General features: G+C 50.9%; 16 protein-coding genes. All 16 read left to right on the top strand.

From position 1 onward, the window contains the following. The first annotated feature begins 180 nt into the window (after window positions 1-180). The 16 genes from rpsB to dnaE all read left to right on the top strand — a co-directional run bounded on the left by rpsB (window position 181) and on the right by dnaE (window position 18,972). Entirely contained in the window at window positions 181-906 is a 726-nt protein-coding gene (rpsB, locus tag J1782_RS15280) for a 30S ribosomal protein S2 (protein ID WP_152326522.1), read from the top strand. Window positions 907-1,053: 147 nt separating this feature from the next. Next, window positions 1,054-1,905 carry a translation elongation factor Ts gene (tsf, locus tag J1782_RS15275; RefSeq protein WP_152326523.1) on the top strand — a complete coding sequence of 284 codons (852 nt, stop codon included), beginning with the start codon at window positions 1,054-1,056 and terminating at the stop codon, window positions 1,903-1,905. 158 nt (window positions 1,906-2,063) lie between these two features. After that, complete coding sequence (pyrH, locus tag J1782_RS15270) at window positions 2,064-2,795, top strand: UMP kinase (RefSeq protein ID WP_217153460.1); 732 nt, start codon at window positions 2,064-2,066, stop codon at window positions 2,793-2,795. A gap of 108 nt (window positions 2,796-2,903) precedes the next feature. Next, window positions 2,904-3,461 carry a ribosome recycling factor gene (gene frr / locus J1782_RS15265; protein ID WP_152326524.1) on the top strand — a complete coding sequence of 186 codons (558 nt, stop codon included), beginning with the start codon at window positions 2,904-2,906 and terminating at the stop codon, window positions 3,459-3,461. A gap of 158 nt (window positions 3,462-3,619) precedes the next feature. Beyond that, window positions 3,620-4,816: a 1-deoxy-D-xylulose-5-phosphate reductoisomerase gene (gene ispC, locus J1782_RS15260; protein ID WP_217153459.1), complete on the top strand. Its 1,197-nt coding sequence runs from the start codon at window positions 3,620-3,622 to the stop codon at window positions 4,814-4,816. A 284-nt stretch (window positions 4,817-5,100) separates the two neighbouring features. After that, entirely contained in the window at window positions 5,101-5,859 is a 759-nt protein-coding gene (ispU, locus tag J1782_RS15255) for a (2E,6E)-farnesyl-diphosphate-specific ditrans,polycis-undecaprenyl-diphosphate synthase (protein ID WP_095923213.1), read from the top strand. Between the two features lie 9 nt (window positions 5,860-5,868). Further along, on the top strand, window positions 5,869-6,717 hold the full coding sequence (gene cdsA / locus J1782_RS15250; protein ID WP_152326526.1) for a phosphatidate cytidylyltransferase: 849 nt from the start codon (window positions 5,869-5,871) through the stop codon (window positions 6,715-6,717). Between the two features lie 41 nt (window positions 6,718-6,758). Further along, entirely contained in the window at window positions 6,759-8,114 is a 1,356-nt protein-coding gene (gene rseP / locus J1782_RS15245; RefSeq protein WP_152326527.1) for a sigma E protease regulator RseP, read from the top strand. Window positions 8,115-8,150: 36 nt separating this feature from the next. After that, on the top strand, window positions 8,151-10,571 hold the full coding sequence (gene bamA, locus J1782_RS15240) for an outer membrane protein assembly factor BamA (RefSeq protein WP_165061770.1): 2,421 nt from the start codon (window positions 8,151-8,153) through the stop codon (window positions 10,569-10,571). Window positions 10,572-10,724: 153 nt separating this feature from the next. After that, window positions 10,725-11,222 carry a molecular chaperone Skp gene (gene skp / locus J1782_RS15235; protein WP_056781728.1) on the top strand — a complete coding sequence of 166 codons (498 nt, stop codon included), beginning with the start codon at window positions 10,725-10,727 and terminating at the stop codon, window positions 11,220-11,222. A 2-nt stretch (window positions 11,223-11,224) separates the two neighbouring features. Further along, window positions 11,225-12,247 carry a UDP-3-O-(3-hydroxymyristoyl)glucosamine N-acyltransferase gene (lpxD, locus tag J1782_RS15230; protein WP_217153458.1) on the top strand — a complete coding sequence of 341 codons (1,023 nt, stop codon included), beginning with the start codon at window positions 11,225-11,227 and terminating at the stop codon, window positions 12,245-12,247. A 148-nt stretch (window positions 12,248-12,395) separates the two neighbouring features. Next, the gene (fabZ, locus tag J1782_RS15225) at window positions 12,396-12,851 is read left to right on the top strand and encodes a 3-hydroxyacyl-ACP dehydratase FabZ (protein WP_095923207.1); all 456 of its coding nucleotides are present in this window, start codon (window positions 12,396-12,398) and stop codon (window positions 12,849-12,851) included. A gap of 3 nt (window positions 12,852-12,854) precedes the next feature. Further along, window positions 12,855-13,643 carry an acyl-ACP--UDP-N-acetylglucosamine O-acyltransferase gene (lpxA, locus tag J1782_RS15220; protein ID WP_165061772.1) on the top strand — a complete coding sequence of 263 codons (789 nt, stop codon included), beginning with the start codon at window positions 12,855-12,857 and terminating at the stop codon, window positions 13,641-13,643. 18 nt (window positions 13,644-13,661) lie between these two features. Next, the gene (gene lpxB / locus J1782_RS15215) at window positions 13,662-14,810 is read left to right on the top strand and encodes a lipid-A-disaccharide synthase (RefSeq protein WP_217153457.1); all 1,149 of its coding nucleotides are present in this window, start codon (window positions 13,662-13,664) and stop codon (window positions 14,808-14,810) included. Beyond that, complete coding sequence (rnhB, locus tag J1782_RS15210) at window positions 14,807-15,403, top strand: ribonuclease HII (RefSeq protein WP_208951105.1); 597 nt, start codon at window positions 14,807-14,809, stop codon at window positions 15,401-15,403. The genes lpxB and rnhB overlap by 4 nt, the downstream gene beginning before the upstream one ends. Window positions 15,404-15,489: 86 nt before the next feature. Beyond that, window positions 15,490-18,972: a DNA polymerase III subunit alpha gene (gene dnaE, locus J1782_RS15205; protein WP_152326533.1), complete on the top strand. Its 3,483-nt coding sequence runs from the start codon at window positions 15,490-15,492 to the stop codon at window positions 18,970-18,972. The last annotated feature ends 3 nt before the right edge of the window (window positions 18,973-18,975 follow it).

Below are 18,975 nucleotides of genomic sequence, written 5' to 3'. Positions count from 1 at the left end.
TCTGAGTCTTAACGACGCTGAGGGATTAAAGCCAAAATCACTCATTGTGTACTTATTAACGTAAGTAATAACACACACGTATCGACACATTCGCCGGGGTGCTCTGGGAATTCGTTCTGCAGGGTCGGTGTTATGGGATACGTGGAGGCATAACCCCAACTACTTAATAGAGGTTTTATCATGGCAACTGTTTCCATGCGCGACATGCTCCAGGCTGGTGTTCACTTCGGTCACCAAACCCGTTACTGGAACCCGAAAATGAAGCCATTCATCTTCGGCGCACGTAACAAGGTTCACATCATCAACCTGGAAAAAACTGTTCCAATGTTCAACGAAGCTCTGGCTGAGTTGCAGAAGATTTCTGCCCGTAAAGGCAAAATCCTGTTCGTTGGTACTAAACGCGCAGCAAGCGAAGCGGTAAAAGAAGCTGCACACAACTGCGACCAGTTCTTCGTGAACCATCGCTGGTTGGGCGGCATGCTGACTAACTGGAAAACTGTTCGTCAGTCCATCAAACGTTTGAAAGATCTGGAAGTTCAGTCTCAGGACGGTACTTTCGAGAAGCTGACCAAGAAAGAGGCGCTGATGCGTACTCGCGAATTGGCTAAGCTGGAAAACAGCCTGGGTGGTATCAAGGATATGGGTGGTCTTCCTGATGCTCTGTTCGTTGTCGATGCTGATCACGAACACATTGCAATCAAAGAAGCTAACAACCTGGGTATCCCGGTATTCTCCATTGTTGATACCAACTCCGATCCGGATGGCGTTGACTTTGTTATCCCAGGTAACGATGACGCAATCCGTGCAGTAAATCTGTACCTGAGCGCTGTTGCTGCTACTGTCCGTGAAGGCCGTTCGCAAGATCTGGCTGTTCAGGCAGAAGAAAGCTTCGTAGAAGCTGAATAATAAGGCAAGCTCAGCAGAGCCCTTATTAACCAGGTATTGAAATATGTTGGTTAGGGGGCCTTTATTGGCCCCCTTTGCTTATCTTAAATGCGAGAAATATCTCACCGCAAAAAGCCTTTTTGCACTGAGATAATCGAGGAAAATACAATGGCTGATATTACCGCTGCCCTGGTAAAAGAACTGCGCGAACGTACTGGCGCTGGCATGATGGATTGTAAGAAAGCTCTGGTTGAAGCTAACGGCGACATCGAGCTGGCAATTGAAAATATGCGTAAATCTGGCGCGATCAAAGCGGCGAAAAAAGCAGGCAACGTAGCTGCTGACGGCGTGATCAAAACCAAAATCGAAGGCAACTACGGTGTGATTCTGGAAGTTAACTGCCAGACTGACTTCGTTGCTAAAGATGGTGGTTTCCAGGCTTTCGCTGACAAAGTATTGGACGCTGCGGTTGCAGGCAAAATCACCGACGTTGAAGTGCTGAAAGCACAATTCGAAGAAGAGCGTGTTGCTCTGGTCGCAAAAATCGGTGAAAACATCAACATTCGTCGCGTTTCTTCCCTGGAAGGCGAAGTGTTGGGTAGCTACCTGCACGGCGCACGTATCGGTGTTCTGATCGCAGCTAAAGGCGCTGACGAAGATCTGGTTAAACAAATCGCTATGCACGTTGCTGCAAGCAAGCCTGAATTTGTTAAACCAGAAGACGTGTCTGCTGAAGTTGTTGAAAAAGAGTACCAGGTACAGCTGGACATCGCTATGCAGTCTGGCAAGCCTAAAGAAATCGCAGAGAAAATGGTTGAAGGCCGCATGAAGAAATTCACCGGCGAAGTTTCTCTGACTGGTCAGCCTTTCGTAATCGACCCAAGCAAAACTGTGGGCCAGGTTCTGAAAGAGCACAACGCTGACGTTGTTAACTTCATCCGCTTCGAAGTGGGCGAAGGTATCGTGAAAGTTGAGACTGACTTTGCTGCTGAAGTTGCAGCGATGACCAAACAGTCTTAATCAGTATCTGATACACCTAAAATGGAACCGCTGCGAAAGGGCGGTTCCGTTTTATCCAGCCCCAAATTCCCATTACATTGTGCGTGTGGCCATTCAGACAGCGCTATGATGTAAAGACCGACTATCCATTAAGACACATTGCTTCTAGGACAGACACCATGGCTACCAATGCGAAACCCGTTTATCAGCGTATCCTGCTCAAACTCAGTGGCGAAGCCCTGCAGGGCAGTGAAGGTTTTGGTATCGACGCGAGTGTATTAGATCGTATGGCTCAGGAAGTGAAAGAGCTGGTCGAACTCGGCATTCAGGTAGGCGTTGTGATCGGCGGCGGTAACTTGTTCCGCGGTGCGGGTCTGGCGCAGGCTGGCATGAATCGTGTTGTAGGCGACCATATGGGTATGCTGGCGACTGTCATGAATGGTCTGGCGATGCGTGACGCGTTACACCGTGCTTATGTTAACGCACGTTTGATGTCCGCAATCCCTTTGAACGGTGTTTGTGATAATTACAGCTGGGCTGAAGCGATCAGCCTGTTGCGTCATAACCGCGTGGTGATTTTCTCCGCCGGTACCGGCAATCCTTTCTTTACCACCGACTCAGCAGCGTGCCTGCGTGGTATCGAAATCGAAGCCGATGTGGTATTAAAAGCCACCAAAGTCGACGGTGTTTATTCCGCCGACCCGGTGAAAAATCCGGACGCGACATTGTACGAAAAATTGACCTATCAGGAAGTGCTGGAACAGGAATTGAAAGTGATGGATCTGGCGGCGTTTACACTGGCCCGCGATCACAATCTGCCAATTCGTGTTTTCAACATGAACAAACCGGGCGCACTGCGCCGAGTGGTGATGGGTGAAAATGAAGGGACGCTGATTTCTAACGCGGAGTGATCCTTCACAATTGAACATACCGTTCAGCCAGCCTGTGCTGGCATAAGTATTCACGGACTATACTGATGTTATGGTCTGCCAGGTAACCAGCTTTCAAGGGTTCACAACGTGATTAACGAAATCAAAAAAGACGCTGAAATCCGTATGGATAAATGCGTTGAAGCATTCAAAACACATATCAGCAAAATCCGTACCGGTCGTGCTTCTCCAGGCATCCTGGATGGCATCATGGTCGATTACTATGGTTCATCTACACCACTGCGCCAGCTGGCTCAGGTAACGGTTGAAGATTCCCGTACTTTGGCTATTTCCGTATTTGACCGCTCTATCAGCGCGGCTGTGGAAAAAGCGATCATGACATCTGATTTGGGTCTGAACCCATCTTCTGCGGGAGCGACCATCCGCGTTCCATTGCCAGCACTGACTGAAGAGCGTCGTAAAGACCTGATCAAAGTTGTTCGTGGCGAAGCAGAGCAGGGCCGTGTTTCTGTGCGTAACGTCCGCCGCGACGCTAACGACAAAACCAAAGCACTGCTGAAAGATAAAGAAATCAGCGAAGATGAAGATCGCCGTTCTCAGGACGATATTCAGAAACTGACTGACATTTTCATCAAGAAAATCGACGTTGCGTTAGCTGAAAAAGAAACTGAACTGATGGATTTCTAATCCGGCTTATGTCTCTCACAAAGCGCCGCAATTGCGGCGCTTTGTTTTTAAGTGGCCTCCAATTCTTTTATCTGTCTGCACAATCTCATGGACAAGCCCGATAAGAGGTTTCAGACTGTGCACTTTCCGAATTTACGAGCGTTATCCCGGGCATTTTCATGAAACAAATGACTATTCTTGGTTCGACAGGATCTGTCGGCACCAGCACGCTTTCCGTTGTCCGGTCAAACCCTGACGCGTTCTCTGTTAAGGCTCTGGTTGCGGGCCGCAATGTCGACGTTATGGCCCAGCAATGTCTGGAGTTTCGTCCGGCCTATGTGTCGATGGCGGATGAGTCTTCTACGCGCAAATTGCGGGCAATCTTGTCGGAACAGGGAATCAACACTGAAGTCCTGTCTGGCCCGGATGCGGCAATCGAACTGGCGGCGCTGGATGATGTCGATCAGGTGATGTCTGCCATTGTCGGCGCTGCGGGGCTGTTACCGACGTTGTCTGCCGTTCGTGCGGGCAAACAAGTTCTTCTGGCAAATAAAGAATCCCTGGTGACCTGCGGCCGCATTTTCATGGATGCCGTGCGTCAGAGTCAGTCTCAACTTTTGCCTATCGACAGCGAACACAATGCGATTTTCCAGAGTTTGCCTGAATCCGTTCAGAGACAACTGGGCTATGCTTCACTCGAGGCACACGGGATTTCGCGCATTGTGCTGACCGGTTCCGGCGGACCATTCCGCGAATTACCTTTAGATCAATTCAGCCGCGTGACACCGGAACAGGCATGCGCTCATCCGAACTGGTCAATGGGACGCAAGATTTCTGTCGACTCTGCCACGATGATGAACAAAGGGCTGGAGTATATTGAAGCGCGCTGGCTGTTTAATGCGTCAGCCGCCGAAATGGAAGTAATTATCCATCCGCAGTCGGTTATCCATTCTATGGTTCGCTACCGTGACGGCAGCGTACTGGCTCAGCTGGGTTCACCGGATATGCGAACGCCCATTGCGCATGCCATGGCGTATCCCCGCCGTGTGGCGACTGACGTTGAAGCACTGGATTTTTGTAAGATGGGCGCACTGACGTTTAGCGATCCGGATTACGCGCGTTATCCTTGCCTTCAGCTTGCTATCGAAGCCAGCAATACCGGGCAGGCGGCCACTACCACGCTGAATGCAGCAAATGAAATTTCAGTGGCGGCTTTCCTGAATGGCGAGATTCGTTTTACTGACATTGCTTCACTGAATCGTCAGGTTATGGAGCAGTTAGTGAGCGCCGAACCGACGTCTGTTGAGGAAGTGTTGGAGATTGACGCTCGCGCACGTGCATCGGCAAAGGATAAACTTCCTCAGTTTGCGCGATAAGACCGGTTTAGTGCTTATGCAGCAGTTTGTTAGCGCCACATTGAAATGGTATAGTCTGCGCCACACTGACAGTAGATTTGGCTTTTCTGAGCCTGAATGTTAAAGGTGAATCGGTGATCTGTCAGTGTAAGCCGTGCCTGTAAGGGAGACACGGCTTTTTTGCGCGTGTTGCCGCACCCTCGGTAAAAGGTGCAGCGTCAGCTAAACGTTGTAGCGTGAGCCATATCAGGCTTATGTCAGCTGGAAAGCCGTTGTGTTCTGATAAAAGGAAATGAGTACGCGTTATGTCCCTCGAAAATCAACAGATGTCTGATATGTGTTGCTCTCAACCTCGCCATGTTGCCATTATCATGGACGGCAACGGACGCTGGGCAAAACGTCAGGGTAAAATGAGGGTATTCGGTCATAAAGCGGGAGTGAAGTCAGTGCGTAAAGCGGTAAGCTTTGCTGCCAGTCATCACCTTGATGCGCTCACGCTTTATGCCTTTAGCAGTGAAAACTGGAATCGTCCGGCTCAGGAAGTTTCCGCCTTGATGGAGCTGTTCGTTCGTGCGTTAGACAGCGAAGTTAAAAGCCTGCATAAACACAATGTCAGGTTGCGGATCATTGGCGATGTCAGTCGTTTTAGTGCTCGTCTGCAGGAACGCATTCGTCGTTCAGAAACACTTACTCAAAATAACGACGGTCTGACCCTGAACATCGCTGCAAATTACGGTGGCCGGTGGGATATTATTCAGGGCGTGAAGACGCTGGCCGGGCAGGTTGAAGCCGGTACATTGCGGGCAGAGCAGATTACAGAAGAATTGCTGAATTCAGCGGTCTGTATGAGCGAACTGGCACCCGTCGATTTGGTGATCAGAACCGGTGGGGAACATCGGATCAGTAACTTTTTGCTGTGGCAGATTGCCTATGCGGAGCTCTACTTTACCGATGTCCTCTGGCCTGATTTTGATGAAAACACCTTTGAAGGTGCGTTGACCGCGTTTGCACAGCGAGAGCGCCGCTTCGGGGGGACTACACCTATCGGCGCCGATGCGTCCTAGGGAGAACATTTGCTGAAGTATCGCATTATCACAGCTTTGATTTTAATACCGATTGTTATTGCAGCACTCTTTTTGCTGCCGCCGGTGGGGTTCGCCATTGTCACCCTAGTGGTGTGCATGCTGGCCGCGTGGGAGTGGGGTCAGCTCGCCGGGCTTGCAACCCGTAGTCAGCGTATCTGGCTGGCGATACTGTGTGGTTTTCTGTTAGCCGCCATGATGTTGAGCATTCCGGCTTATCATCAGAGTGTTTACTTACCACAGGTTAGCGGCTCGCTGTGGGCAGCGCTGGCGTGGTGGTGTCTGGCGTTAGTTCTGGTTGTTGCGTATCCGGCTTCCGCTGCATTCTGGCGTCATTCGCGCGTGTTGCGTGTGCTGTTTGGCGTACTGACGATTGTGCCGTTCTTCTGGGGCATGGTTGCGTTGCGTCAGTACGGTTATGCTGAGAATCCTCACACAGGCGCGTGGTGGCTGTTATATGTCATGCTGCTGGTCTGGGGTGCTGATTCCGGTGCTTACCTGTTTGGTAAGTTGTTCGGTAAGCATAAACTGGCACCAAAAGTTTCTCCGGGGAAAACCTGGGAAGGGTTTATCGGTGGGCTGGTGACATCTGCCCTGATAGCCTGGTTGTTTGGCCGGTATGCACCTTTGAGCGTGCAGCCAGCAACGTTATTGATTTGTTCTGTGGTTGCTGCGCTGGCTTCTGTGCTGGGCGACCTGACGGAAAGTATGTTCAAGCGTGAAGCCGGAATCAAAGACAGTGGTCATATGATCCCGGGTCATGGCGGAATATTGGATCGCATTGACAGCCTGACTGCTGCGGTTCCTGTATTCGCCTGTCTGATGCTGTTAGTGTATTAACCGTCGCAGACGGTGAAGTTTTCTAAGGAATAGTTGGACATATGATGAACATACTCTGGAGCCTGGCCGCCTTTATCGTTGCATTGGGGGTGCTTATCACCGTGCACGAGTTCGGCCATTTCTGGGTTGCTCGTCGTTGTGGTGTGCGTGTTGAACGCTTCTCTGTTGGTTTCGGTCGTGCATTGTGGCGTCGCACCGATCGCCAGGGAACGGAGTATGTGCTGGCCATTATTCCTCTCGGGGGCTACGTCAAAATGCTCGACGAACGCGTCGAGGCTGTAGCCCCTGAATTTCGTCATCAATCCTTTAATAACAAAAAAATCTGGCAGCGTGCTGCTATCATCAGCGCCGGGCCAATTGCCAATTTTATCTTTGCTGTTTTTGCATACTGGCTGATCTTCGTGATTGGTGTGCCGACCGTGCGTCCGGTTGTTGCAAATGTCACTGCAAATTCAATCGCTGCGCAATCCAATATTTCTCCGGGAATGGAACTAAAGTCTGTTGCCGGTATCGAAACGCCTGATTGGGATTCAGTTCGTATGGCGTTGATTGGCGAGATTGGTGATGATCAAACGACAGTGGGAGTTGCGCCTTTTGGCTCCAATAATGTTGTTGAGAAAACACTGAATTTACGTCAGTGGCAGTTTGATCCTGAAAAGCAGGATCCGGTGGTCTCTCTGGGTATGATTCCACGAGGTCCGCAGATAGAATCTGTCTTGCAGGAAGTGCAGCCAGATTCAGCCGCGCAAAAGGCGGGTTTGCAAGCCGGAGACAGGATCGTTAAAGTCGATGGTCAGATTCTGGAAAGTTGGCAGTCGTTTGTCATTCAGGTGCGTGACAATCCGGGCAAGCCAATCAGTCTGGAAGTTGAGCGGGGTGGTTCTCCCGTCGCTTTAACACTGACGCCGGATACGAAGTCTGCAGGTAAAGGCAAAATACAGGGTTTTGCTGGTGTGGTCCCGAAAGTGGTGCCGCTGCCTGATGAATACAAAACAATCCGTCAGTATGGTCCGTTTGTGGCGTTTTATGAGGCCGGGGATAAAACCTGGCAACTGATGAAACTCACCGTGAGCATGCTGGGTAAGTTAATTACCGGGGATGTGAAGCTGAACAATCTGAGTGGCCCAATCTCCATCGCACAGGGCGCAGGAATGTCAGCGGAGTATGGTTTGGTGTCTTACCTCACGTTTTTGGCACTCATCAGTGTCAATCTGGGGATCATCAACCTCTTCCCGTTACCGGTATTAGATGGTGGCCACCTGCTGTTTCTTGCAATAGAAAAGCTCAAAGGTGGGCCAGTTTCCGAGCGAGTTCAGGACTTCAGTTACCGCATTGGTTCAGTTTTGCTGGTGTTGTTGATGGGGCTTGCACTTTTCAATGATTTCTCCCGTCTTTAAGACCGGAGATTAGGTTAGGAAGAACGCATAACAACGATGGCGATCAAAAAGTTGCTCATAGCGTCGCTGCTGTTTGGCAGCGCCACCGTATACGGTGCAGACGGTTTCGTAGTGAAAGATATTCATTTCGAAGGCCTGCAGCGAGTTGCCGTCGGTGCGGCGTTACTCAATATGCCGGTTCGTGTCGGTGATACCGTTACTGACGATGACATCAGTAATACCATTCGCGCATTGTTTGCCACTGGCAACTTTGAGGACGTTCGTGTCCTTCGCGATGGTGATTCTCTGATTGTCCAGGTCAAGGAACGTCCAACGATTGCCAGCATCACTTTCTCCGGTAATAAATCGGTGAAAGATGACATGCTGAAACAAAACCTGGAAGCCTCTGGCGTCCGCGTTGGCGAAGCGCTTGACCGTACAACCATCGGCAGTATTGAAAAAGGCCTGGAAGATTTCTATTACAGCGTCGGTAAATACAGTGCGTCGGTAAAAGCGGTTGTGACCCCTTTACCGCGTAATCGTGTTGACCTGAAACTGGTGTTTACCGAAGGTGTTTCTGCCAAAATTCAGCAGATCAACATCGTGGGTAACCATGCCTTCTCGACTGATGAACTGATTTCCCGCTTCCAGTTGCGCGATGAAGTGCCTTGGTGGAACGTGGTCGGTGACCGTAAATACCAGAAACAAAAGCTGGCGGGTGACCTTGAAACCCTGCGCAGTTTCTATCTGGATCGCGGTTATGCCCGTTTCAACATTGATTCGACTCAGGTCAGCCTGACGCCGGACAAAAAAGGCATCTACATCACGCTGAACATCACAGAAGGTGAGCAGTACAAACTTTCTGGCGTTGAAGTTACCGGCAGCATGGCGGGTCACTCAGCTGAAGTTCAGAGCCTGACTAAAATTGATAAAGGCGAGCTGTACAACGGCGCTAAAGTCACCAAGATGGAAAACGACATCAAGCAGATGTTGGGCCGTTATGGCTATGCCTATCCGCGTGTGACTACTCAGCCTGAAATTAACGATGCAGACAAGACAGTAAAACTGCATATCAACGTAGATGCGGGTAACCGTTTCTATGTGCGTCATATCCGTTTCGAAGGCAATGACACCAGTAAAGACAGCGTTCTGCGCCGTGAAATGCGTCAGATGGAAGGTGCCTGGTTAGGTAATGATCTGGTCGATAAAGGTAAAGAGCGTCTGAACCGTCTGGGTTACTTCGAAACTGTTGATGTGGATACACAACGCGTTCCGGGTTCACCGGACCAGGTTGATGTGGTCTACAAAGTGAAAGAACGTAACACCGGTAGTTTCAACTTTGGTGTCGGTTACGGTACTGAAAGTGGTGTCAGCTTCCAGGTTGGTGTCCAGCAGGACAACTGGCTGGGTACGGGTAACTCCGTAGGCATCAGCGGTACGAAAAATGATTACCAGACGTACGCAGAATTCACGATCACAGACCCGTACTTCACCGTTGACGGTGTGAGTCTGGGCGGTCGTATTTTCTATAACGACTTTAAAGCGGATAATGCGGACCTGTCTGACTATACCAACAGAAGTTACGGTATTGGCGGCAACCTTGGTTTCCCTGTCAATGAGAACAACTCATTGCGTCTGGGGCTGGATTACGTACACAACGATCTGTCCAATATGGAACCTCAGATCGCGATGTTCCGTTATCTGAACTCTGTGGGCCTGAAACCTGCGGTAACGACCAGCGATAACTCAGATGCTGATTTCAGTGCTGATGACTTCTTCGTGAATCTGGGCTGGGGTTATAACAACCTTGACCGTGGTTACTTCCCGACGTCAGGGACCAAAGCCAGCCTGAACGGTAAAGTGACCGTGCCGGGTTCAGATAACGAATATTATAAAATCACTTTCGATTCAACCAGCTATATGCCGCTGAATCAGGATCGTGATTGGGTACTGATGGGGCGTGCGCGCGCAGGTTATGCGGATGGTCTGGGCGGCAAAGAAGTGCCGTTCTATGACAACTTCTATGCCGGCGGTTCAAGCAGTGTTCGTGGTTTCCAGTCGAACACCATCGGTCCGAAAGCAGCTTATTACAAATGTACTACGGCTAATACCTCGTACAGCACCTGCCCGATTGATAATTCGAGCGATGCAGTGGGCGGTAACGCAATGGCCATCCTGAGTGCGGAACTGATTGTTCCAACTCCGTTTGTTAGCGAGAAATACGCTAACTCATTGCGTACGTCTCTGTTCGTGGATAGCGGTACAGTCTGGGATACAGGTTGGGAAAACACGCCGCAAACTATTGCAGCGGGTGTGCCTGATTACAGTAAGCCTGGCAACATTCGTGTGTCTTCTGGTCTGGCGTTGCAGTGGCAGTCTCCTCTGGGGCCGCTGGTGTTCTCTTACGCACAGCCAGTTAAGAAATACGAAGGCGACAAAGCGGAACAGTTCCAGTTTAACATTGGTAAAACCTGGTAACGTTTTGTTTGCAAAGCGTTTATTCAGCTGAATCGCAATGGCCTGATGCTGAATTTGATACACGGGTTTCGGCCCGTGTATTGTTTTAATGTCGGGTGTTTTGTGTAATTTACTGTGCCATCTGGCACAAACGGGTGATGGAAGGAGTTTATAGTGAAAAAGTGGTTATATGCCGCAGGCCTCGGTTTAGTTATGGCTTCTTCAGCTAGCGTTCAGGCTGCTGACAAAATTGCTATCGTTAACGTCGCTAGCATTTTCCAACAGATGCCAGCTCGCGAAGCTGTGGCTAAACAACTGGAAAACGAGTTCAAAAGTCGTGCAACTGATTTGCAATCTCAGGAACGTGATCTGCAAACCAAAATGCAACGTCTGCAACGTGATGGCTCGACCATGAAAGCCAGCGATCGTTCTAAACTCGAAAAAGACGTTATGGCTCAGCGCGAAGCTTTCTCAGCTAAAGCGCAGCAGTTCGAGCAAGATAACCGTCGTCGCCAGGGCGAAGAACGTAACAAAATCCTGAGCCGTATTCAGGACGCTGTGAAATCTGTTGCCAGCAAAGAAGGTTATGATGTTGTTATTGATGCAAACGCTATTGCATACGCAAGCAATGACAAAGATATTACTGCTGATGTGCTGAAACAGGTTAAATAAACATGTCTTCAATTCGACTGGCTGATCTCGCACAGCAGTTGGATGCACAATTGCACGGTGATGGCGAAATTGCCATCACCGGCGTTGCTTCAATGCATTCCGCACACTCTGAGCAAATCACGTTTTTATCAAACAGCCGCTACCGTGAACAGTTGGCCTCCTGTCATGCAGGTGCCGTAGTGTTGACGGAAGCGGATCTGCCATTTTGCCCTACAGCGGCATTAGTGGTTAAAAACCCTTACCTGACATACGCGCGTATGGCGCAGTTGCTGGATACTACGCCAGCACCGGCACAGGATATTGCTGCGAGCGCGGTGATATCAGACAGTGCTTCATTGGGTAAGAATGTCTCGGTTGGCGCAAATGCAGTCATCGAATCGGGCGTTGTGCTGGGTGACAATGTTGTCATCGGCGCAGGCTGCTTTATCGGTAAAGAGGCAAAAATAGGCGCGGGTACACATTTGTGGGCCAACGTTTCTATTTATCACCGCGTAGAAATTGGTGAGTTGTGCCTGATTCAGTCAGGTACGGTGATCGGTGCTGACGGTTTTGGTTATGCCAACGACCGCGGCAACTGGATCAAAATTCCTCAGCTGGGCACCGTCATCATTGGCGATCGCGTAGAAATTGGTGCGTGCACCACGATTGACCGCGGCGCGCTGGATGACACCATTATCAGCAACGGCGTTATCATTGATAACCAATGCCAGATTGCACACAACGTCGTGATTGGAGACAATACGGCGGTGGCTGGCGGTGTTATTATGGCCGGTAGTCTGAAAATTGGACGCTACTGCCAAATCGGTGGAGCCAGTGTTATCAACGGTCACATGGAGATTTGTGACCAGGCTGTCGTAACAGGAATGGGAATGGTGATGCGACCAATCACTGAACCTGGGGTATACTCCTCCGGTATTCCGTTACAACCGAATAAAGTTTGGCGTAAGACGGCTGCGTTGGTAATGAATATTGATGAGATGAATAAGCGCTTGAAAGCTGTCGAGCGTAAAATCGAAAAAGATTAATTACCATTTACGGTGACGCTTTGTGTTCCCTTTGTTGAGTGAACCTGCGACATACGTTCCTATTTGCGGCCTGCCTGATGACCTTTTTTTGGGGTCTGGCAGGCCGTGTTATTGATGCCATCAGTTTTTTATAGACAGGAAGAGTATTTTGACTACTGACACTCATACTCTGCGTATTGAAGAGATACTGGATTTATTGCCACACCGTTACCCGTTTTTACTGGTTGATCGCGTGCTGGATTTTGAGAAAGGCAAATTTTTGCGTGCTGTGAAAAACGTTTCTTTTAACGAACCGTTCTTCCAGGGCCATTTCCCGGGCAAACCTATCTTCCCAGGCGTATTGATTCTGGAAGCGATGGCTCAGGCCACCGGTATTCTGGCATTTAAAAGCGTGGGTAAACTGGAGCCAGGCGAACTGTATTACTTCGCAGCAATCGATGATGCACGCTTTAAACGTCCGGTCCTTCCGGGTGACCAGATGGTTCTGGAAGTTGAATTCATTAAAGAGCGTCGTGGTGTTGCTCGTTTTAAAGGTGTCGCAAAAGTAGATGGTGAGATTGCTTGCGAGGCATCAATGATGTGCGCCCGTCGCCGGGAGTCTTAATACATGATTGACAAAACCGCCTTTATTCATCCAAGCGCTATTGTTGAAGAAGGTGCCGTTATCGGTGCCGGAGTGCATATCGGTCCTTTCTGCTACGTGGGTTCCCAGGTAGAAATCGGAGAAGGTACTGAGCTTAAATCACACGTAGTTCTTAATGGCGTGACCAAAATTGGTCGCGATAACCGCATTTTCCAGTTCGTCTCCATTGGTGAAATTAACCAGGATCTGAAATATGCCGGTGAACCAACACGCGTTGAGGTCGGCGATCGCAACAATATTCGTGAGAGCGTTACCATTCACCGTGGTACCGTTCAGGGCGGTGGTCTGACAAAAGTGGGTAGCGATAACCTGTTGATGGTTAACGCACATATCGCCCACGATTGTGTCATTGGAAATCGCTGTATTCTGGCGAACAACGCGACACTTGGCGGCCACGTTGAAGTTGATGATTTTGCGATCATCGGCGGCATGACCGCAGTGCATCAGTTCTGCATCATCGGCGCGCATGTGATGGTAGGTGGTTGTTCTGGCGTTGCCCAGGATGTCCCTCCGTTCGTCATTGCGCAGGGTAACCATGCGACACCTTTCGGTATCAATATCGAAGGTCTTAAGCGCCGTGGTTTTGAGAAAGCAGATCTGCACGCAATCCGTAATGCCTACAAGTTACTGTACCGCAGCGGTAAAACGCTGGAAGAAGCACAACCGGAAATCGCTGCAATCGCCGCTGAATTCCCGAAAGCTAAACCTTTCAGTGATTTCTTTAGCCGCTCTACCCGCGGCATTATTCGCTGATCTGCGCTACGGAAAACAATGCAAAAGCCTGTTCTGACAATTGGCCTGGTGGCCGGTGAAACGTCCGGTGACATTCTTGGCGCCGGGCTGATCCGAGCCCTGAAAAAACATCATCCTGATGCCCGTTTTGTAGGTGTTGCAGGTCCGCTGATGCAGGCGGAAGGATGTGAAGCCTGGTACGAAATGGAAGAGCTGGCTGTGATGGGCGTGGTGGAAGTTTTAGAACGGCTGCCACGCCTGTTGAAAATCCGCAAAGACCTCACCCGACGTTTCAGCGAACTTCAGCCAGATGTTTTCGTGGGCATTGATGCTCCCGACTTCAATATCACACTGGAAGGCCGCCTGAAACAGCGCGGCATCCGTACCATCCATTATGTCAGCCCGTCAGTGTGGGCCTGGCGACAAAAGCGTGTATTCAAAATTGGCAAGGCGACAGATTTAGTTCTTGCATTCCTGCCTTTCGAAAAAGCGTTTTACGACAAATTTAACGTTCCCTGCCGCTTCATCGGTCATACGATGGCGGATGCCATGCCTTTGCATCCGGACAAGCAGGCGGCTCGTGCATCGCTTGGGATCCCTGAGGACGTCCATTGCCTGGCATTATTGCCGGGAAGCCGCCATGCCGAAGTCGAAATGCTCAGCGCGGATTTCCTGAAAACAGCGTTACAGCTGCGACAGACTTATCCTGATTTGCACATCGTGGTGCCGCTGGTTAACGCCAGGCGTCGCGAGCAATTCGAGCGTATCAAGGCTGAGATTGCGCCTGACCTGCCTGCGCATTTGCTCGATGGCAAAGGGCGTGAAGCGATGATTGCGAGCGATGCTGCACTTCTTGCGTCTGGCACCGCTGCGCTCGAGTGTATGCTGGCGAAATGCCCGATGGTCGTGGGTTATCGCATGAAGCCTTTTACGTTCTGGCTGGCGGAGCGTCTGGTGAAAACCCCTTATGTATCCCTGCCAAACTTGCTGGCAAGACGGGAAATTGTCACCGAATTGCTGCAAACCGAATGCGTACCGGAAAAGCTTTCTGCCGCACTTCTGCCGTTACTGGCGGGTGATGAAAAAAGCGAGGAATTGCGTAAAATTTTCCTGGAATTGCATGAAAGCATTCGCCGTGATGCTGATGAGCAGGCCGCTCAGGCCGTAATGGAGCTGGCAAACCGATGAGTGAATTATTTGTTTATCCGCAGGCCGTGTGTATTGCCGGTGTGGATGAAGTTGGCCGCGGTCCGCTGGTCGGCGCAGTGGTGACGGCTGCGGTGATCCTCGATCCTGCCAACCCGATTATGGGGCTGGCGGATTCAAAGAAGCTCACCGAAAAACGTCGCGAAGCGTTATACATTGAAATCAAAGAAAAGGCGCTGGCCTGGAGTCTCGGGCGGGCAGAACCGCATGAAATTGATGAACTGAACATCCTGCATGCCACGATGCTTGCCATGCAAAGAGCCGTTGCCGGCCTGGCACTGACGCCGGATATGGTGCTGATTGATGGCAACCGTTGCCCGAAATTGCCAATGGCTTCGCAGGCCGTAGTGAAAGGTGACAGTAAAGTCGCTGAAATCAGCGCGGCATCCATTCTTGCCAAAGTGACCCGCGATCGCGAAATGGTTGAACTGGATTTGCAGTTCCCTGAATATGGTTTTGCGAAACACAAAGGCTATCCGACGCCGGTGCATCTTGAAAGTCTCGCCCGGCTTGGTGCGACAGCACATCACCGCCGCAGTTTTGCGCCGGTAAAACGCGCACTCGGGCTGGCCTAGCGCGTCACTTTGTTTCTGCCCCTGAGTTTTATTTATAAATTAGCGGGCACATAAACTCTTAATTCACATATTTCTGGACTCTGGATATGGCCGAACCTCGTTTTATTCATCTGCGCGTACATAGCGACTATTCCATGGTGGATGGCCTCGCGAAAGTGGGTCCGCTGGTGAAATGCGCAGCGTCACTCGGCATGCCTGCTCTGGCTATCACCGATTTCACCAACCTGTGCGGGCTGGTGAAATTTTACGGCGCGGCGCACGGCGCAGGCGTTAAGCCGATTATCGGCGCAGACCTGAATGTTCAAAGTGAAATCCTCGGCGATGAACTTGCGCAGCTGACTGTACTGGCAATGAACAATCAGGGTTATCAGAACCTGACACTGCTCATTTCCCGTGCTTATCAGCGCGGCTATGGCGCGGCGGGCCCGATTGTTGACCGCGAGTGGCTGGCTGAGCTGAATGAAGGGCTGATCCTGCTTTCTGGCGCGAAAATGGGCGATGTCGGCAAGTTCATGATCCGCGGAAATGGCCCGCAGGTTGAGCAATGCCTGGAGTTCTATCAGCAATATTTCCCCGATCGTTATTATCTCGAACTGATCCGCACCGGCCGCGCAGAGGAAGAAAACTATCTGCATGCCGCCGTGGCGCTGGCGACGGAGCGCGGTTTGCCCGTTGTGGCCACCAACGACGTGCGTTTCATGGTGCCGACCGACTTTGATGCCCATGAAATCCGTGTCGCAATTCACGACGGTTTTACTCTCGACGACCCTAAACGCCCGCGCAATTACACTTCGCAGCAATACATGCGCAGTGAAGACGAAATGTGCGAGCTGTTTGAAGATATTCCCGAAGCGTTGCAAAACAGTGTTGAAATCGCCAAACGCTGCAACGTAACAATCCGTCTGGGCGAATACTTCCTGCCGCAATTTCCGACCGGCGATATGACCACGGAAGATTTCCTGGTCGAAAAATCGAAAATCGGGCTGGAAGAACGTCTCGAGTTTTTATTCCCGGATCCTGAAGTCCGCGCCCAACGTCGGCCTGAATATGACGAACGTCTGGATATCGAACTTAAAGTTATCAACCAGATGGGCTTCCCGGGCTACTTCCTGATCGTTATGGAGTTCATCCAGTGGTCGAAAGATAACAGCGTGCCGGTCGGGCCGGGACGTGGTTCCGGTGCAGGTTCACTGGTGGCCTATGCGCTGAAAATCACGGATCTGGATCCCCTTGAATTCGATCTTCTGTTCGAACGTTTCCTTAACCCTGAACGTGTTTCCATGCCCGACTTTGACGTCGACTTCTGCATGGAAAAACGCGACAGGGTTATCGACCACGTCGCGGAAATGTACGGTCGTGAAGCCGTTTCGCAGATTATTACTTTCGGTACGATGGCGGCGAAAGCGGTTATCCGTGACGTTGGCCGCGTGCTGGGTCATCCCTATGGTTTCGTCGATCGCATTTCGAAATTAGTTCCGCCGGATCCGGGTATGACGCTGGAAAAAGCGTTTGCTGCTGAACCTCAGTTGCCTGAGATTTATGAGGCGGATGAAGAAGTTAAGTCGCTTATCGACATGGCGCGTCAGCTGGAAGGCGTTACACGAAATGCCGGTAAGCACGCAGGTGGTGTGGTTATCGCGCCGACGAAAATTACCGACTTTGCGCCGCTCTATTGCGACGCCGAAGGTAATCATCCGGTTACACAGTTCGATAAAAACGACGTGGAATATGCCGGGCTGGTGAAGTTTGACTTCCTGGGCCTGCGTACGCTGACGATCATCGACTGGGCGCTGGAAATGATCAACGCGCGCCGCGCAAAAGCGGGTGAAGCACCGCTGGATATCGCTGCGATCCCGCTTGATGACAAGAAAAGTTTCGACATGCTGCAACGCTCGGAAACCACAGCGGTTTTCCAGCTTGAATCCCGTGGCATGAAAGATTTGATCAAACGCCTCAAACCCGACAGCTTCGAAGATATGATCGCACTGGTGGCGCTGTTCCGCCCAGGGCCGTTACAGTCGGGGATGGTAGATAATTTCATCGACCGTAAACACGGTCGTGAAGAGATTTCTTACCCCGATATCCAGTGGCAGCATGAGTCCCTGAAACCGGTACTGGAGCCGACCTACGGCATCATTTTGTACCAGGAACAGGTTATGCAGATTGCGCAGGTTCTGGCGGGTTATTCGCTGGGCGGCGCAGACATGTTACGTCGCGCAATGGGTAAGAAAAACCCGGTCGAAATGGCTAAACAGCGCGGCGGCTTCGAAGATGGCGCTAAATCACGCGGCGTTGACGGCGAACTGGCGATTAAAATCTTTGACCTGGTAGAGAAATTTGCCGGTTACGGCTTTAACAAATCTCACTCAGCCGCCTACGCTTTGGTGTCGTACCAGACGTTATGGCTGAAAGCGCACTATCCGGCCGAATTCATGGCGGCGGTAATGACCGCTGATATGGATAACACCGAGAAAGTTGTCGGGCTGGTGGATGAATGCTGGCGTATGGGCCTGAAAATTCTGCCGCCGGACATCAACAGCGGTCTGTATCACTTCCACGTTAACGACGAAGGTGAGATCGTTTACGGTATCGGCGCGATAAAAGGCGTGGGTGAAGGCCCGATTGAAGCGATTATTGAAGCGCGTAATGAAGGCGGCTATTTCAAAGAGTTGTTTGATTTGTGCGCGCGGGCCGACGTCAAAAAGCTGAACAAACGCATTCTTGAAAAACTGATTATGTCCGGCGCTTTTGACCGGCTTGGGCCGCATCGAGCCGCTCTGATGAGTTCTCTCAGTGACGCGCTGAAAGCGGCAGATCAGCACGCGAAAGCGGAAGCGATTGGTCAGGTAGACATGTTTGGTGTTCTGGCTGAAGCACCTGAACAGGTTGAAAAATCTTACTCAAACGTGATGCCGTGGCCGGAACAAACGGTGCTCGATGGCGAACGGGAAACGCTCGGCTTGTATCTGACCGGGCATCCGATCACGCAGTATCTGAAAGAAATCGAACGTTATGGCGGCGGACAGCGTTTGAAAGATATGCACCCGACGGATCGGGGTAAAATGACCGTCGCAGTGGGGCTGGTTCTCGCTGCACGCGTTATGGTCACCAAACGCGGTAACCGCATTGGGATCTGTACGCTTGACGATCGTTCCGGTCGTCTCGAAGTGATGTTGTTCACCGAAGCGTTGGAAAAATTCCAGCATTTATTGGAAAAAGACCGTATCCTTATCGCCACAGGACAGGTCAGCTTTGATGACTTCAGTGGCGGGCTTAAAATGATGGCCCGCGATGTAATGGACATCAGTGAAGCACGGGAAAAATATGCTCGCGGTCTTGCTATCTCGCTGACTGACAGGCAAATTGATGACCAGCTTTTGAACCGTCTCCGCCAATCGTTGGAACCTCACCGATCGGGGACGATACCAGTGCATCTGTATTACCAACGAGAAAATGCAAGAGCCCGGCTGCGATTCGGGGCGTCATGGCGTGTTACGCCAACGGACAAACTGTTGCTGGATTTGCGAGGCCTGGTCGGTAGTGAGCAGGTGGAACTGGAATTTGACTAAAAT

The sequence above is a fragment of the Rahnella sp. BCC 1045 genome (assembly GCF_019049615.1).
GTDB classification, from domain to species: domain Bacteria; phylum Pseudomonadota; class Gammaproteobacteria; order Enterobacterales; family Enterobacteriaceae; genus Rahnella; species Rahnella contaminans.
Note: the sequence above shows the minus strand (reverse complement) of the source record. Positions and strands in the feature narration are given on the sequence as shown.

What these genes read in the sequence shown, in the direction of transcription:
- lpxA (WP_165061772.1), top strand. Translation starts at nt 12,855, where the DNA reads ATGATTGACAAAACCGCCTTTATTCATCCAAGCGCTATTGTTGAAGAA.
- ispC (WP_217153459.1), top strand. Translation starts at nt 3,620, where the DNA reads ATGAAACAAATGACTATTCTTGGTTCGACAGGATCTGTCGGCACCAGC.
- bamA (WP_165061770.1), top strand. Translation starts at nt 8,151, where the DNA reads ATGGCGATCAAAAAGTTGCTCATAGCGTCGCTGCTGTTTGGCAGCGCC.
- tsf (WP_152326523.1), top strand. Translation starts at nt 1,054, where the DNA reads ATGGCTGATATTACCGCTGCCCTGGTAAAAGAACTGCGCGAACGTACT.
- lpxD (WP_217153458.1), top strand. Translation starts at nt 11,225, where the DNA reads ATGTCTTCAATTCGACTGGCTGATCTCGCACAGCAGTTGGATGCACAA.
- rseP (WP_152326527.1), top strand. Translation starts at nt 6,759, where the DNA reads ATGATGAACATACTCTGGAGCCTGGCCGCCTTTATCGTTGCATTGGGG.
- lpxB (WP_217153457.1), top strand. Translation starts at nt 13,662, where the DNA reads ATGCAAAAGCCTGTTCTGACAATTGGCCTGGTGGCCGGTGAAACGTCC.
- pyrH (WP_217153460.1), top strand. Translation starts at nt 2,064, where the DNA reads ATGGCTACCAATGCGAAACCCGTTTATCAGCGTATCCTGCTCAAACTC.
- rnhB (WP_208951105.1), top strand. Translation starts at nt 14,807, where the DNA reads ATGAGTGAATTATTTGTTTATCCGCAGGCCGTGTGTATTGCCGGTGTG.
- dnaE (WP_152326533.1), top strand. Translation starts at nt 15,490, where the DNA reads ATGGCCGAACCTCGTTTTATTCATCTGCGCGTACATAGCGACTATTCC.
- rpsB (WP_152326522.1), top strand. Translation starts at nt 181, where the DNA reads ATGGCAACTGTTTCCATGCGCGACATGCTCCAGGCTGGTGTTCACTTC.
- ispU (WP_095923213.1), top strand. Translation starts at nt 5,101, where the DNA reads ATGTCCCTCGAAAATCAACAGATGTCTGATATGTGTTGCTCTCAACCT.